The sequence below is a fragment of the Vibrio sp. 1159 genome, from assembly GCF_033340395.1.
GTDB classification, from domain to species: domain Bacteria; phylum Pseudomonadota; class Gammaproteobacteria; order Enterobacterales; family Vibrionaceae; genus Vibrio; species Vibrio alginolyticus.
Genome location: NZ_JAWOWL010000005.1, coordinates 87469 through 101970, shown reverse-complemented (window position 1 = coordinate 101970; position 14502 = coordinate 87469). Strand labels below are relative to the sequence as shown.

General features: G+C 43.8%; 12 protein-coding genes. 5 read left to right on the top strand and 7 right to left on the bottom strand.

All coding sequences use genetic code 11. The features are described from left to right. Window positions 1–251: 251 nt before the first annotated feature. Window positions 252–1940: a bifunctional UDP-sugar hydrolase/5'-nucleotidase UshA gene (gene ushA, locus R7127_RS06315; protein WP_005378064.1), complete on the bottom strand. Its 1689-nt coding sequence runs from the start codon at window positions 1938–1940 to the stop codon at window positions 252–254. A 752-nt stretch (window positions 1941–2692) separates the two neighbouring features. On the opposite strand from ushA, the gene R7127_RS06310 reads away from it, so the two are divergent. Continuing rightward, on the top strand, window positions 2693–3208 hold the full coding sequence (locus R7127_RS06310) for a GNAT family N-acetyltransferase (RefSeq protein WP_017634886.1): 516 nt from the start codon (window positions 2693–2695) through the stop codon (window positions 3206–3208). Window positions 3209–3355: 147 nt separating this feature from the next. Here R7127_RS06310 and rplY read toward each other — a convergent pair whose 3' ends face one another. The 5 genes from rplY to R7127_RS06285 all read right to left on the bottom strand — a co-directional run bounded on the left by rplY (window position 3356) and on the right by R7127_RS06285 (window position 8266). Beyond that, complete coding sequence (gene rplY, locus R7127_RS06305; RefSeq protein WP_005378066.1) at window positions 3356–3634, bottom strand: 50S ribosomal protein L25; 279 nt, start codon at window positions 3632–3634, stop codon at window positions 3356–3358. Window positions 3635–3918: 284 nt separating this feature from the next. Next, entirely contained in the window at window positions 3919–5268 is a 1350-nt protein-coding gene (locus R7127_RS06300; RefSeq protein ID WP_005378071.1) for an ATP-binding protein, read from the bottom strand. Next, window positions 5258–5917: a response regulator transcription factor gene (locus tag R7127_RS06295; protein WP_005378073.1), complete on the bottom strand. Its 660-nt coding sequence runs from the start codon at window positions 5915–5917 to the stop codon at window positions 5258–5260. The genes R7127_RS06300 and R7127_RS06295 overlap by 11 nt, the downstream gene beginning before the upstream one ends. 76 nt (window positions 5918–5993) lie before the next feature. Continuing rightward, on the bottom strand, window positions 5994–6419 hold the full coding sequence (locus R7127_RS06290) for a PepSY domain-containing protein (RefSeq protein WP_114322464.1): 426 nt from the start codon (window positions 6417–6419) through the stop codon (window positions 5994–5996). Between the two features lie 95 nt (window positions 6420–6514). Continuing rightward, a complete protein-coding gene (locus R7127_RS06285; RefSeq protein ID WP_172563315.1) occupies window positions 6515–8266 on the bottom strand; it encodes a DEAD/DEAH box helicase in 1752 nt (583 codons plus the stop codon). Between the two features lie 121 nt (window positions 8267–8387). Between R7127_RS06285 and rsuA the strand changes: the two genes are divergently transcribed. The 3 genes from rsuA (at window position 8388) to R7127_RS06270 (ending at window position 11390) form a co-directional block, all read left to right on the top strand. After that, complete coding sequence (rsuA, locus tag R7127_RS06280; protein ID WP_033905117.1) at window positions 8388–9089, top strand: 16S rRNA pseudouridine(516) synthase RsuA; 702 nt, start codon at window positions 8388–8390, stop codon at window positions 9087–9089. Between the two features lie 436 nt (window positions 9090–9525). Beyond that, window positions 9526–10728 (top strand): Bcr/CflA family multidrug efflux MFS transporter, encoded by a 1203-nt coding sequence (locus R7127_RS06275; protein ID WP_017820848.1) that lies wholly within the window; start codon window positions 9526–9528, stop codon window positions 10726–10728. Beyond that, window positions 10728–11390 (top strand): DUF2913 family protein, encoded by a 663-nt coding sequence (locus R7127_RS06270; protein WP_005378053.1) that lies wholly within the window; start codon window positions 10728–10730, stop codon window positions 11388–11390. Before R7127_RS06275 ends, R7127_RS06270 begins: the two co-directional genes overlap by 1 nt. A 30-nt stretch (window positions 11391–11420) precedes the next feature. On the opposite strand, the gene R7127_RS06265 is transcribed toward R7127_RS06270, so the two are convergent. After that, window positions 11421–12872 carry a DUF2867 domain-containing protein gene (locus R7127_RS06265; RefSeq protein WP_318141829.1) on the bottom strand — a complete coding sequence of 484 codons (1452 nt, stop codon included), beginning with the start codon at window positions 12870–12872 and terminating at the stop codon, window positions 11421–11423. Window positions 12873–12966: 94 nt separating this feature from the next. Between R7127_RS06265 and R7127_RS06260 the strand changes: the two genes are divergently transcribed. Continuing rightward, a complete protein-coding gene (locus tag R7127_RS06260) occupies window positions 12967–14343 on the top strand; it encodes an MATE family efflux transporter (RefSeq protein ID WP_172563313.1) in 1377 nt (458 codons plus the stop codon). Window positions 14344–14502: the final 159 nt, after the last annotated feature.

Sequence of the window (14502 nt, the reverse complement as noted above, 5' to 3'; positions counted from 1 at the left end):
CTATGCGATTAAAAATTTTTCGCGAAATTTAGCCGATGAACCTGCATATTTAAAAGACCTTATCAAACATAGAAGCCCAATACAGGGGCGTCAATAACACAAATGAACAATTTTTGAACATATTGTGAAGGTGGAGAGTTTTCAGTAATTTATCGAAAATAAAAAACCGAAGCACAAAGCTTCGGTTTTGAGGAAAGCCCTGACGAAATTGCTTGTAAAAGCTCTTAGCGCCAGGGGTAAGGTGTTGAGTATTAGCTACCAGTTGCAGGACAACCTTTTACTGGTTGGCCATTACTGAAGTACTTGATGTTCTCTAAGTTCTTGTTGTAGTTATCCGCAGAGATTTGTGGGTTGTTTACGAAGAACTCGCGCAAAACGTATGCATCGGTTAGCTGTGTAGATTGAACATCGATGATTGGATAGTTATCGCCACCAGCAGCACTGAAGCTGATTACAGAGAATGTGTACGTTGCGTCTAGATCGAAGCCTTTATTGTTAATATCGGTAATGGTTACTGAGCCAGCATCACAATTTACATCTAAAGTGATGTTATCTAGTTGAGCGTAAGCACCAGAGCCTGCAGATTTCGTCGCAACCACGTCTAGGTATTCTTTAACTTCTTTACCTGTCATAGTTGCTTTAGTCACGAAGTTACCAAATGGCTGAACCGTTAGTACGTCACGGTAAGTGATATCACCATCTTGGATTGAATCACGCACGCCGCCAGAGTTCATCACACCAAAGTCAGCATTTACCGTTTTGTAAGTACGGTATGCCTCGCCGAGTAGGTGACCTAGGTTAGTTTGTTGAGAGCGAACTACGTTACGATCACCTTCTAACTTACCCGTCGTATTAGAAATCTTCTCATCTAATAACTCTTGACCTTGTTGTTGGTATGGCAGTAGTAACGCTTTTACCGTTGCATCTTGTTGAATTCGTTCACCGATAACTTCATCGTTTTCGTCTAGAAGGTTTACAGGAATCAGTGCGTAGTTCGCTAAGTGAAGCTTGCCGTCGTAGTATTCGAAGTCTGCACGACCCACATATTTACCCCACTCATGCGCTTGCATAATCCAAGTGCCTTTTTGTTGGTCTGGGGCACAATCATCCCCAGGTTTGAAATCAGCATACTCATTGGTACCTGGTTCCATACATACAGGGTTTTGCGAGTGACCACCGATGATAGCGTTTAGCTGTCCTTCTTCAAGAGAGCGAGCGAGTTTAACGTCACCTGGTGCTTCACTACCGTTTTTGCCGTCTTCGTAGTGACCCATGTGCGTCGTTGCAAATACTAGGTCTACCTTTTCGTTCTCTTCGATTTCCTTCAGTACCTTTTTGATTTCTACTTGAGGGTCTTCGAAGTGGATGTTTGATACGTTGTCTGGATTGACTAGCTTCGCAGTGTCTTGCGTTGTTAGACCAATAACAGCGATCTTAAGGCCGTTGATAGTAAATACTTTGTAAGGGTCGAAGTAACGCTCGTTTGTATCTTTTTTATAGATATTCGCAGCCAGCATAGGGAAGTCAGCTAGCTCGGCTTGCATATCGAGAATATCTAGTGAGTTATCAAATTCGTGGTTACCGACAGCCATTGCATCGTAACCAAGTAGGTTCATCCCTACGAAGTCTGGAACCGCATCTTGCATGTCTGATTCTGGTACACCGGTATTAATATCACCGCCAGATAGCAGAATGGTTTCACCGCCTTTTGCTTCGACTTCTGCGCGGATAGATTCGATTAAAGTGTGACGCGCAGCCATGCCGTATTCGCCGTCGCTGTTATGCCAAAAGCGACCATGGTTATCGTTAGTGTGGAGAACGGTGAACTTTGTACAAGAATCTGCAGTCTCGCAGGTTACTGGAGAATTGTCGCTGTCTGAGCCGCATCCTGCTAGCGCAGCGCCCACTGCCACTACCAAAAGAGATTTGGAAAACTTCATAAGGGATCCTTTCTTTGTGATTTTGTTATTGTTACGGCGTGAAATATACGGAATTAATGTGAAACTTTAGTGATCTATCTCTTATTTATACTTCTATCGGAGAAATGAATTAATAAGCCTGCAAACTACGTCTATAAATAAACAGAATTGGTATTTAGTATTTATTTTATATAGCTAGCTCTATTTTTTGTGAGGTAGTTAATTGAATGTGTGTTGTTTGTGTGAATCAATGCGCATTTTTGCGAAGTATTACGCTGATTTTGGTGATTATTTTGCCAAGTTTATGTTTTTCCTAATAGGTATGACACAAATCGTTATAAATTTTCGCTCTGATGATGAGGGGTGGCGGTTTGTATGCATAATGAACAGCACAGAGCTTAAACTCATTTGATCATGGCTTTATTCTGCCAAACTCTATCAAAAATTGTATTTATCTCTTTACTATAATTGCGATCGTTTAGAAACCTTATGCTTTAAGCATCGTTTATTTATCCTCATCCGATACCTTATCGTGCTTATTCCGCATTTGACACTCGAATGTTTAAACAAATAGATTCAACCTAATGAGTCAAAATGAAAAGTAAATAATGGATCATTCTTCTTCGAATATTATGATGTGAACTATCATTTAATTAATGAAAATGAAATGGATTAATGTAAAGCGTTGCGACTGTAGCTGTTATCTTTGAGCTTTGGTTTAAAGGGTAGGGTTAAAAGAATTTGTAAGTGGTGAACGCTAATAAAGGATGCTTATGAGATACACAGTAAGGGACGCACTCAAAAAGGAAGCAGCCCAAATCGCCAAGATACACGTTGATTCTTGGCAGGTGGCGTATAAAGGATTAATGCCAAAGAGCTACATAGAGCAGTTTACGATTGAGCGTCGAGAAAGGATGTGGGCGCGAGTGATGACGGAGCAACTGGCCCAATTGATCGTAGTTGAGAGGCAAGGAGAAATTGTTGGCTTTTTAAGTTACGAGTTACCTAACCACACCAGCGAAGATAAAACGGCATTAGTGACATGTTGCTACGTTACGCCGCTACATTATGGGCAAGGAGCAGGAAGTGCACTGTTAGATGAGTTAGAGACACGTTTGCTCTCTACGTCAGTTATGCAGATCAGTTTGAAAGCACTGGATACTAATCAACAGGGGCTTAACTTTTACAAGAAGTGTGGTTTTGTGCGTACTGGAGAGGAAGAGTCGGAAGTGATTGAGAGTATGACGCTGACCGATCTCACTTTAGTGAAGTATATTGCCCGTTCATAAATCAAATGCTATATGCCAAATATAGTAAAACCCCGGAGGTGGTAAGACTCCGGGGTTTTGAAATTTTTTAGATGTCTCGGTTGGTAAGTCCGATTATCTTTTATGCAAAAGGTTTGGATTTAATCCGATTAATTCCTTGGTAGGGAATTAGATGCGGATGAAGTCCATGTGTTCAACTTTTGGCTTGAACGCGTGACGTTGAACGTCTTGTGGCTTAACTTTAACTTCTTTGCCATCGATAACTAGAACGATGCCTTCGTAGAATTCAGGCTTGTCCATTTGGTTTACGATGTCGTCGTGGTTAAGAACGATAGCTACTGCTGCTTCTTCACCGCCGTATACAACTGCAGGGAATTTGCCAGCGTGACGTAGGCGGCGGCTCGCACCTTTACCTAGTTCAGTACGTACTACTGCTTCGAATTTCATAGTATTTACTCTCAAATTAGTAAAAATCAAATGTTCACAATCAACAATGCGACCTTGTTGTTCGTGGTAAAGCTTGAAACAGGAACTGTTCAAGCGAGCGCGGATACTATCATTCCACTTATAAATGGGCAACCCAAATCGTATCCAAATCAACAAAAAGGTATGATTTAGCGGGGTGGAAGGCTATCCCTTTTAACGCTTTGCTTGGATTTTGTTCACATCGACTTCATTTTCATCGGTTTACTGATCATGGTCCGAAAAACAAAGTTTATGTGTTATATGCTTTATGTTCGGCTGAGATGTAAGACTAAAGATGCTTTTAATCCACCTAAAGCGCTTGTATCCAATGTTAATTGACCTCGGTAACTGTGTGCCATTTCACTGACTATGTTTAGACCAAGACCTGAGCCAGGGGTTGTTTCATCCAATCTAACTCCTCTCTTGATTACTTGACTCAGTTTCTCTTTAGGGATGCCTGGCCCATCATCTTCAATAATGATGTGTATATTTTCCTTATCCTGAGAGGAGTGCACACGAATCATGCTGTTGGCCCACTTATAGCCATTTTCTAGCAAGTTACCTAGCATTTCATCGAGATCGGTCTGCTCTACTGCTACATTCAGCTCTGAATCAAGTTCATTAATTAAGGTAATGCTTCGGCTCGCATACACTTTATCAAACGCCATTGAGATAGCATCCACACGATCTGCTGGGTTCGACTTCACTGATAATATGTTCATCGATCCGGCCATACGGGCACGACCCAAATGGTAATCGATATGGTCTTGTATTTGATTGATTGGAGCTCTGAGACGGGATTGTGCCTCAGGTTCTAACGTCTGAACTTCATTTTTTAGAACAGAAAGTGGCGTTTTAAGTGCATGAGATAGGTTACCTGCATGATTGCGAGCTCTCTCTAGTAATTCTTGGTAATGGAACAGCAGAGCGTTGAGGTCGAAGATTAGAGGAGAAATCTCTTTTGGGTAGGTTTCTTCTAGACTCTTTTTATTACCAGACTTCAGCTCGGCTAATTCTTTTTGTAGCTTTGTAAGCGGACTCAATGACCAAGCAATTTGCAGTAAAATGACGGTAAGTACGCCCGCGAATAATAAACCCAAAATAAGCCAAAGTTGGCCGATTAACGTTTGAAGGGTATTTTTAATGGGCTCTTCGTCAATACCAATAATAATGTGAATAGGACCATCGTAATCAGGAAGATACAGTGCTTTTTCTAGCGTAATTAGTTTTTCGCCTCTTGCTCCATACGCATCTTTATCCAAACCTTTGTATTCGATTTTTTTGTCCCACAACGAACGAGAACGTTCGAGGCTTGCCTCTGTAGAGGCACTCCAATACAAACCACTGTAAGGTCGGTTAAATCGAGGGTCTGATAGCTGAGCTGCGAGTGAAAGATGCCCGGTGTTATCGACTTCTAACTGTGCTGCGACTTCATCCATAAAAATGCTGAGCTGTGAGCGAGTGTCATCAACCATATAGTTGTAGACCTGCGTCGGTATCGTCACACCAGCGGCGAGGATCATTGCCGTTAACCAAACGATCGCCGCTAAAACGAGGCGACTTTTGATACTCAGTCGTTTTATTGCGTTCAACGGTAGCCTGTTTCTATTCGGCATTTAATTGGTATCCCAACCCTCGGACAGTTTTGATGATCTTTGGTGCGATTTTTTTGCGAATTCGGCCGATAAAAACTTCGATTGTGTTGGAGTCACGATCAAAGTCTTGTTTGTAAATGTGCTCGACGAGTTCGGTTCGAGAAATCACTTTTTCCGGGTTATGCATAAAGTAAGCGACCACTTTATACTCTAGCGCCGTCAAGCTTACCGCTTGCCCTTGCCACATGACTTTAGAAGTGCGTGTATCCAAGCTCAAGTCGCCAATTTGCATCACAGGAGAGGCATTACCAGAGGCTCTTCGAAGCTGTGCACGAATACGAGCGATAAGCTCAACCATTTCAAATGGTTTAGTTAGGTAATCGTCTGCACCTGCGTTTAAGCCTTCAACTCGCTGCGTTAGGGTGTCGCGAGCGCTTAAAATCACGACAGGAGTATTAATGTTTTCATCTCGGATGCCTTTTAGGACGGTAAGACCATCCAGTTTTGGCAAGCCGAGGTCAAGAACAATGGCGTCCCATTCTTCCGAAGTCGCGCGATACAGAGCGTCTATGCCATCTTGGGACAGTTCTGGTACCCAGCCGGTACTTTCTAATGTTTCGATGATTTGCTCGCCTAAACGAGGATCATCTTCAACAACAAGTATTTTCATATTGATGATTCTTATTATGTTTGGATTTTTATCGAAGTAAGCTACGCATCGTGTCTGGATTACGCATTAGACAAGTTTAGTTGTTTTGCGGCTTTAACGCTTTGTTAAAGCTGCGACCTTTGATCTCAAGCATTTCCAGCGTGGCGGCGTCATACTCAACTTTCAGGACGCTATTGTTGTACAGGATTTTCAATTCATACACCCAAGCATCATCATCTTCTTCAAGCTCGACCTTGATGATACGGCCGTATAGGTCGTTTTCTACTGCGGCGTAAAGGTCCGAAAATGGTCGTATATATCCTTGTTGAACCGCGCGATAGACCTCATCTTGATCTTCATCGAATTCAATACGTGTTCCAGGCTTTTCGACATCTTGCACGATGGCGTGACCATTTTGTGATGCATAGTAGTCGTCATGCTTGGCGAAACTTGGTGCACACATCAATGTCGCGATAAGGCCGAAAAGTAACGCAGAATGTTGAGAAGTCGTTGCTTTATACATAGTCAAACCTTTTCTAGAACGTTAGCCGCAGTATATCGGATATAGATGAACAGAGAGTGAATCATCGAGTTCAGTTTTACTAAATGTTGCGGACGTTATTTCAACTCGTCTTCAAAAATTTTGTCTCGCAATTTCCAAAAGCGACCGGATTTCCTTGCAATAACAAACTGAGGTAAACGGAAACGATGTTGATTGGCAACAACACGTGTCGGTGAAGCCTCTTCAAAAGGGCGATGCTTGTCTGCCAAGTGAGGGCGCACAAATTGGTCTTTAAACGTTTGTTTTTGTTTTTTGGTACTCAATGACCAAAACTCATGAACTAACGCATTGCCTTCGCCTTGGTATGGTTCACCAGAATACGTCACCTTGAGTTGAGATTTACCGTCACTGGACTTAAATACTGACAGGTCCATTTCTGTGCATTCAAATATCAATGCATCTTTTAGATTAAGGGCTTCTTTTAATTTTTTATCAGGATCAACAAGCGTTGCGTCACACTCATGACAAATGCGCGCAGCGATATCGTTGTCGGCACCACATTCACCACAGTATTTGGCACGAAAACGGTATCCACAGTGTTCACGTTCGCCTGTGTCTTCATCTTCAAAGTAACCTTGGCAACGTCTGCCAAAATGTTCAACCAAGAAACCGTTACTATCCAACTTACCCCAGAAGTTGTTATTGAATCCGCAAGCCGGGCAAGGAATCGTGATAATTTCACTGTCAGAGTCTGGTTTGGGATCACCGACTTCAGGTTGGTATAAATCGTAGCTGTTGCCTGCGTAATCAAGCACTAAACATTCTGATTTTCCGTCTGATAAGCGTAATCCTCGTCCTACTATCTGTTGGTACAGACTGACTGACTCTGTTGGTCGCAAAATCGCGATTAAATCGACATGCGGCGCATCAAACCCGGTTGTCAGTACCGAAACATTGACTAAGTATTTTATTTGACGATTCTTGAACGCTTGGATGATCGCATCGCGCTCCGGCGTAGGTGTATCACCAATGACGATTTCAGTTTCGCCTTCTGGCAATAAACTGTGTATCTCCTGTGCGTGTCGAACAGTTGCAGCGAAGATCATGACACCTTGGCGCTCTTTCGCATATTGCATGATTTGCTCAACAATTTGTGGAGTCGCACGTTTGGCTTTATCGATCACCATGTCCATTTCTGCTTCTTTGTAGCGTCCGGTGTTAGCGGGCTTCAGCTGAGAGAAGTCGTAAGACAAAACGGGCGCATCCATCATGCGGGCTGGAGTGAGGAAGTTTTCGTCGAGCAAGTAACGGATCGGCAGTTCGAAAATACAATCGCGGAAGAATCGAGGCTCTTCGGTTCGCACTTGACCTCGGGTGTGATACTGATAAATCCAGCCCATTCCTAAACGATAGGGCGTTGCAGTTAGTCCCAGCACCTTAATGCCAGGGTTCAGTTTTCGTAAGTGAGTAATAACTTTTTGGTAGCTGCTGTTTTTGTCATCTGGCACACGATGGCACTCATCAATAACGAGCAGAGAAAACTGGTTTTTGAACGAATCTAAGTTACGTACGACCGATTGAACCGAAGCAAACACGACTTGCTGGTCAGTTTCTTTTCGTCCCAATCCTGCTGAGAAGATAGAACCTTTTAAACCATAACCTTCATACTTCGCGTGGTTTTGCTCGACCAGTTCTTTTACGTGGGCGAGGACTAACACTCGTCCTTTCGCAAGGCGAGCAAGTTCTGCGATCACCAAGCTTTTTCCTGCACCGGTTGGCAGCACGATCACTGCTGGTGTCGAGTGTTTACGAAAGTAATGAATAACGGCTTTAACCGAGTCGGCTTGATAAGGACGAAGTGTGTACATGAAAATATGTGAAATTGCTCAACTATTCGAACTAGGAACGCTATAATACCTGACTTTTATACCCAAGTGACCTTTAAACCGAGATTTAGAGATCACTTGGGTATAATTCAATGAGGTATTCATGCGTTTAGATAAATATTTGTGTGACGCTCTGGGTGCAACACGCAAACAGGCAACAAAGATCATCAAAAGTGGAGACATCACCGTAGACGGTGAGGTTCAAAAAAGTGGTGCATTTAAAGTACCTGAAGGTGCGGAAGTGATGTGGGAAGACCGTGTTATTGGTGCTCCTGGTCCTCGTTACATTATGTTGTATAAGCCTGCTGACTTTGTTTGTTCACATGAAGATGGCTACAACCAAACTGCATTCGCACTGCTTGATGAGCCTAAAATTGAAAACCTTCACTTTGCGGGCCGATTAGATGTCGACACAACTGGTTTAGTGTTGATTACGGATGATGGTAAGTGGTCTCACCGTATTACCTCACCTAAGCATAAGTGTGAGAAAACGTACCGTGTTTGGCTCGTCGATGCTATTCAGCCAGATTACGCGGAAAAGCTCGAACAAGGCATCATTTTGCGCAATGAATCAGAAGCAACATTGCCCGCTCGTTTGGAAATCGTGAACGAGGCCGAGAATGAAGTATTGTTAACTATCGTGGAAGGTAAGTATCACCAAGTGAAACGTATGTTCGCGGCGTTAGGAAATAAAGTTGAGTACTTACATCGTGAGCGTATTGGTTCTATCGAACTTGATGAGGCACTAGAACCTGGTGATTATCGCTACCTCACGCAAGAAGAAATTGATTCTATTTGGAATTAATTGTCAGCATGGGAAATTCTTTAGTTCCTAATAGGAACTAGTCTTTTGGTAGGAATTGGCTCAAAATAAATTTTCCTACCAAAATTAGTGCCTAGACAATTCCGGTGTGCTTACTCATCTCAGTGATATGCCTTTGCATTTAGCTGATGCATGCATACTCTTATTGCAAAGCCTTCGGCTACGGTGAATGGAATGATGGTGTCAACGCCATCATTTTTACTGCATTGTGTTTGTTTCCCATAAACACATTTCGCTTTCACATGCTTTTCTATGTCGAGTTCGTCAAGGTCACACCTTGGTACATATTTGCCCTTATGATTCTCGAACGTTGGATAGAACAGGTTTTTGGCTTCTACATTCAGCGATATGAGAACTTCCGTTATTTTCACTTTGTTCTGCAAGTATTGACGGTAGGGCTCCAACAAGAGGTAAAAGAATGACAGAAAAAGCTCAAAGTGCTCCGCAATCCCAAATCAGTTTTCTATTGTTTCTGGTACTAGGAGCGATTGGTGCTTTGACGCCTTTGGCGATCGATATGTATTTGCCTGCGATGCCGACAATAGCGAAAGATTTGGGGGTCGCGCCTGGCGCGGTTCAGATTACGTTGACGGCTTATACCGCGGGTTTTGCGATCGGCCAGTTAATTCACGGGCCGCTTGCCGATAGCTTTGGTCGCAGACCTGTGTTGATTTTAGGCGTACTTTTCTTCGGCTTGGCTGCTGTTGTGAGTGCGACAACAAATGGCATTGATGCGCTGACCTATGTACGTACGGCACAAGGTTTTGCTGGCGCGGCAGCGGCGGTCATTATCCAAGCCGTCGTGCGTGACATGTTTGACCGTGAAGACTTTGCACGCGCAATGTCCTTCGTTACTCTGGTCATTACTATTGCGCCGTTGGTGGCACCGATGATCGGTGGTCATCTCGCGATTTGGTTTGGTTGGCGTTCCATTTTTTGGGTATTAGCTATTTTCGCTGTAGTTGTGATTTTTCTCGTACTTTGGAAAATCCCTGAAACGTTACAGCCTGAAAATCGTCAGCCTCTTCGTTTCCGCACGACGCTGAGAAATTACGCCAGATTATGCTCCAATCCTGAAGCGATCGGTTTGATGCTCTCAGGTGCGTTTTCATTTTCCGGAATGTTTGCATTTTTGACGGCGGGTTCGTTTGTTTATATTGATTTATATGGTGTTCGACCAGACCACTTTGGTTACCTATTTGGTTTGAACATTGTGGCGATGATCATCATGACCAGTATTAATGGTCGCTTGGTGAAGAAAGTTGGTTCCCATGCCATGCTTCGTTTTGGGTTGTTCGTGCAACTTTTGGCGGGGATTGGTTTATTCGTAAGTTGGTTAATGGACTTCGGATTATGGGGCATTGTACCTTTTGTTGTGCTGTTTATCGGTACATTGTCGACGATAGGTAGTAACGCGATGGCGCTGCTTTTAAGTGGTTACCCATCAATGGCGGGTACGGCGTCGTCTCTAGCGGGGACATTAAGATTCGGTATCGGTTCATTGGTTGGTGCGCTGGTGGCATCACTGCCCGGGAATGTTGCTTGGCCGATGATCATCGTGATGTTTGCTTGTTCTGTGCTTTCAGCACTGTTTTATTGGACTTTAGGAAGAAAGGCGTAATGTCGAATTACACCAAAGAAATTCAAAACTTGGTTAACTCAGCACTTGAAGAGTTAGATCAAGAGCATCGCTCAGGTAAGTTAGCCAATGCCCCTGTTGCGAATAACCATTATTTAGTGCGTTGGGTAACAAAGGCGCTAAAATCACAACGTTTCGGACGTACGGTAGGCGATGACTTAACGCGTTGGCAAAAAGCAGGTCGCTCAAAGGGGAACGATGCTGGTTTGTTGTTTATCTTTAAACGTATTTCTGCTTTTTATGCGCAATTCTTCCCTGAAGGTGAAGACTCCAAAGTGTTCAAAGATTCAGATATTGAGTCTTTTCTTGATTTGATGGAGCAAGCAGGCTGGGAAGTCTCAACGTCTGAGCAACTGATTGGGTGCGGCAAAGTACAAATCTTCACTGAAGGTCAAAACTCTTTAGCGTTATGTGCAGACCAATGCGAAAGCTGTTTTGATGGCGAGTTGCTCGTAAAGCCAATGAGTTGGTTTGTACGTGGCAATCATGCTGAGTTTGTTGAGAAAGCAGCGCAAGCGGGCTTTATGGTACATAAGGTAACAGACTACAAATCGATGGTGAAATACCATGGCGAGTACCTTATTTTTCCAGCAAACGAAGGCAACCAGTTAGCCGAAATTCCACTCTCGTTCAAAGCTGACTAAAGTGACATTTTGAGTGTTTAGAAGCCCCTGTTATTGGGGCTTTTTGTTTTCTAAACGGTTTGCTTCTTTCGCGATGGCTTTGACCATGCCTTTAAATATGAAAAGATGGGCTGGCATCATTGCAAACCAATAAAGCAGCCCAAGAAACCCTTGCGGGTGCCACCAGGCGGTAATATCCAATTCTCGTTCGTCACCGAGATCTTTGATGGTAATTTCTAAACGCCCAAGGCCTGGGCCTTTCATACCAAAAAACAGTGAAAGAAACTGATTGTTATCGCAGCGAATCACTTTCCAAGAGTCAATAAAATCACCGACTTTGAGCTCTGGTCCAGGAGGAGAAACGCGAATCGGTTTTCCGCCGCCAAAAAAGATATCGAGCCATTCACGTGTACGCCACAAGATGTTGGCAAAGTAATAGCCTTTTTCGCGACTCCCGATCTTTTGCGCCACTTTCCATAATGCCGCAGCGGAGGCATGAGTTTTAATGCTCGCTCCAGCTTGTTTTGGGTAATAGCCATATCCTGGTTGCCATCGACGAAGCGCTGCGGGTTCAAACCCCCAAACATTACTGCGTACAAATGTGCCTTCATCTTGAATGGTATCAGTTACCGCTTGCTCGTAGCTGATCAGCGTTTGAGGAAATCGTTCTTCAATCGCTTTGGAGTCTGCAATGTAGTCGTGCTCTAAGCCCGCAAGTAATGCTTTACCGATACTAGTTGGCACTGAGGTAACTAAACCTAGCCAGTACGATGCCATTTTCGGAGTAAGTAGCGGGGTCGACCACAACCGATACGGCTTGTTCGTGATTCGGCAAATGACTTTGAACTGCTCGCGGTAGCTAAGTGTATCTGGCCCTCCAACTTCATAAATTTCACTTTCTTCTGGAGAGGGGGCTTCTGCTAACTTCAACAAATAGTGGTTGAGATTGGGCAAGGCGATAGGGTTCGCTTTTGAGTCGACCCATTTAGGCGCGATCAAAATAGGTAAGTTGTAGACAAAGTCACGCATGATTTCGAAAGCGGCAGAGCCGGGACCGATGATAACGCCAGCACGCAATTCAGTTACTGGAACACCAGACTGTCGAATTATTTTTCCCGTGGCTTTACGAGCGGCTAAATGGCGAGAGTTTCCGGTTTGAGGTTGAATGGCACTCAAATAGATAACATGCTCGACGGAGCTTTGTTCCAACGCATATTTGAAGTTCAAAGCAAGGTTTAGTTCGTACTCAACAAAGTCATCACCTTGAGTCATCCCGTGCACGAGAAAAAAGACTAAATCAAAATCGTTCACTACAGCCTTCGTGGTCTCTGCGTCAGCCAAGTCGAGATACCTTAACGTTAAATTAGGGTGAGGCTGAGTTCTTGACTCTAAATAATCAATATGTCGCGCCGCGGCTGTGACGGCGTAACCTTTATCTAAAAGTAACGGAAGAAGTTGAGAGCCAATGTAACCCGAGGCGCCTAGCACCAACACCTTTTTCATTATCTGTCCTTTTATCGTTGGTGGAATAAACACCACAGAGTATAATCATGAGACACTTTCCCCATTCTATCAATAAGTTGTCGTTGGAGCGCTTGTGACTTTTCTTTCTCAACTCTCAATACACGCAGATAAAGCATTCTTACGTCGTTTATTTGCAATCGCGTTACCAATTACACTGCAAAGCATGATGTTTTCAAGCCGAAGCCTCGTCGATGTTCTTATGCTTGGTCAACTTGGTGAAGCTGAAATTGCCGCTGTTGGAGTTGCTGCACGCGCGACTTTCGTCACCACCATCATGTTAGTTGGGGTGACAACGGGCGGTGCGTTGTTAACCGCTCAATATTGGGGGGCTGGCGATAAAGTTGGGGTGCGTCGCAGTACCGCTTTAACATGGATGATCGCAATGATGTTTGCTGCGATTGCTGTTGCTTTGTTTGTTGTTTTTCCACAACTCATCATGAGCTTGACTACCGATTCACAAGAAGTGATTGAATTAGGGGCCAGCTATCTCATTATTTCGTCGGTTAGCATGTTTGCTGTTGCATGTGTGGCCAGTATGTCGGTGGGCCTAAGGGCGATGCACCAACCAGGCCTAAGCACTTTTTTTAGTGGTATAGGCATTTTATCTAATGTGTTTCTTAACTGGGTTTTAATTTTTGGTCAATTAGGCTTTCCTGCTCTGGGTATTACGGGAGCAGCGATCGCAACGGTAATCAGTGGCGCGATCGAAGTAGGTTGCCTGTTTGGTTATCTATGGTTGAAAAAGCACATAATCGCATTTGGTTGGGATGATATACGCGCAGGATTGGTCTTAGATAAAATTACGCGTTTCTTGAGCCTCTCTTTGCCCACCACATTTAACTTCTTGGCGTGGGCTGGTGGGCTGTTTGCTTATCACGCCATCATGGGGCAAGCAGGTGTACAAGGTTTGGCGGCACTTTCCGTAATGACACCTGTTGAGTCGATCGCATTGGCGATGATGATTGGTTTATCGAATGCGGCTGCAGTTCTAGTCGGGAACCAGCTCGGCGCTCGTAATTTTGAACCCGTTTATTATCAAGCATGGGCTACGGTCATTTTGAATGTGCTTATCGCATTTGTGGTCGCCGTCTTGTTGATAGTGTCAAATCAATGGATCCTTAATGCGTTTAGTGCACTGACAACGGACACTCGCGAGCTAGCTGAACAGTTTATGGTGATTCTAGCGTTGGGTGTCGTGCTACGCTCGGTGCCGATGATGGCTATTGTTGGTGTATTACGTGCGGGCGGTGATGTTAAGTTTTGTTTGTATCAAGACATCTTGGCGCAGTGGGTGATCGGGATTCCACTCGCAGCATTTGCAGCGATTTATCTCAATTGGGACCCACAATGGGTTTACTTACTCTTTTTGACAGAAGAAGTTGTGAAGTGGGTGATTTGCTTGCCAAGAATGGTTAGCCGAAAATGGATGAAAAACCTGATTGGCCAGTAAGGAGGAACAGAGTTTATTTTGGCTGCAAAAATCTGCTCAAAACGTCAACAAAATTAGCAACAGAAAGTGAATCGAGTTGCATTTGTACTTCCATAGTGTGATCAAGCATTCAAAATACTTTCTACTAACAGGATTTTAGTGTAGATTCTGATCCCAATT

Coding starts and splice junctions, on each gene's coding strand:
- ushA (WP_005378064.1), bottom strand. CDS start 1,940: ATGAAGTTTTCCAAATCTCTTTTGGTAGTGGCAGTGGGCGCTGCGCTA.
- R7127_RS06310 (WP_017634886.1), top strand. CDS start 2,693: ATGAGATACACAGTAAGGGACGCACTCAAAAAGGAAGCAGCCCAAATC.
- rplY (WP_005378066.1), bottom strand. CDS start 3,634: ATGAAATTCGAAGCAGTAGTACGTACTGAACTAGGTAAAGGTGCGAGC.
- R7127_RS06300 (WP_005378071.1), bottom strand. CDS start 5,268: ATGCCGAATAGAAACAGGCTACCGTTGAACGCAATAAAACGACTGAGT.
- R7127_RS06295 (WP_005378073.1), bottom strand. CDS start 5,917: ATGAAAATACTTGTTGTTGAAGATGATCCTCGTTTAGGCGAGCAAATC.
- R7127_RS06290 (WP_114322464.1), bottom strand. CDS start 6,419: ATGTATAAAGCAACGACTTCTCAACATTCTGCGTTACTTTTCGGCCTT.
- R7127_RS06285 (WP_172563315.1), bottom strand. CDS start 8,266: ATGTACACACTTCGTCCTTATCAAGCCGACTCGGTTAAAGCCGTTATT.
- rsuA (WP_033905117.1), top strand. CDS start 8,388: ATGCGTTTAGATAAATATTTGTGTGACGCTCTGGGTGCAACACGCAAA.
- R7127_RS06275 (WP_017820848.1), top strand. CDS start 9,526: ATGACAGAAAAAGCTCAAAGTGCTCCGCAATCCCAAATCAGTTTTCTA.
- R7127_RS06270 (WP_005378053.1), top strand. CDS start 10,728: ATGTCGAATTACACCAAAGAAATTCAAAACTTGGTTAACTCAGCACTT.
- R7127_RS06265 (WP_318141829.1), bottom strand. CDS start 12,872: ATGAAAAAGGTGTTGGTGCTAGGCGCCTCGGGTTACATTGGCTCTCAA.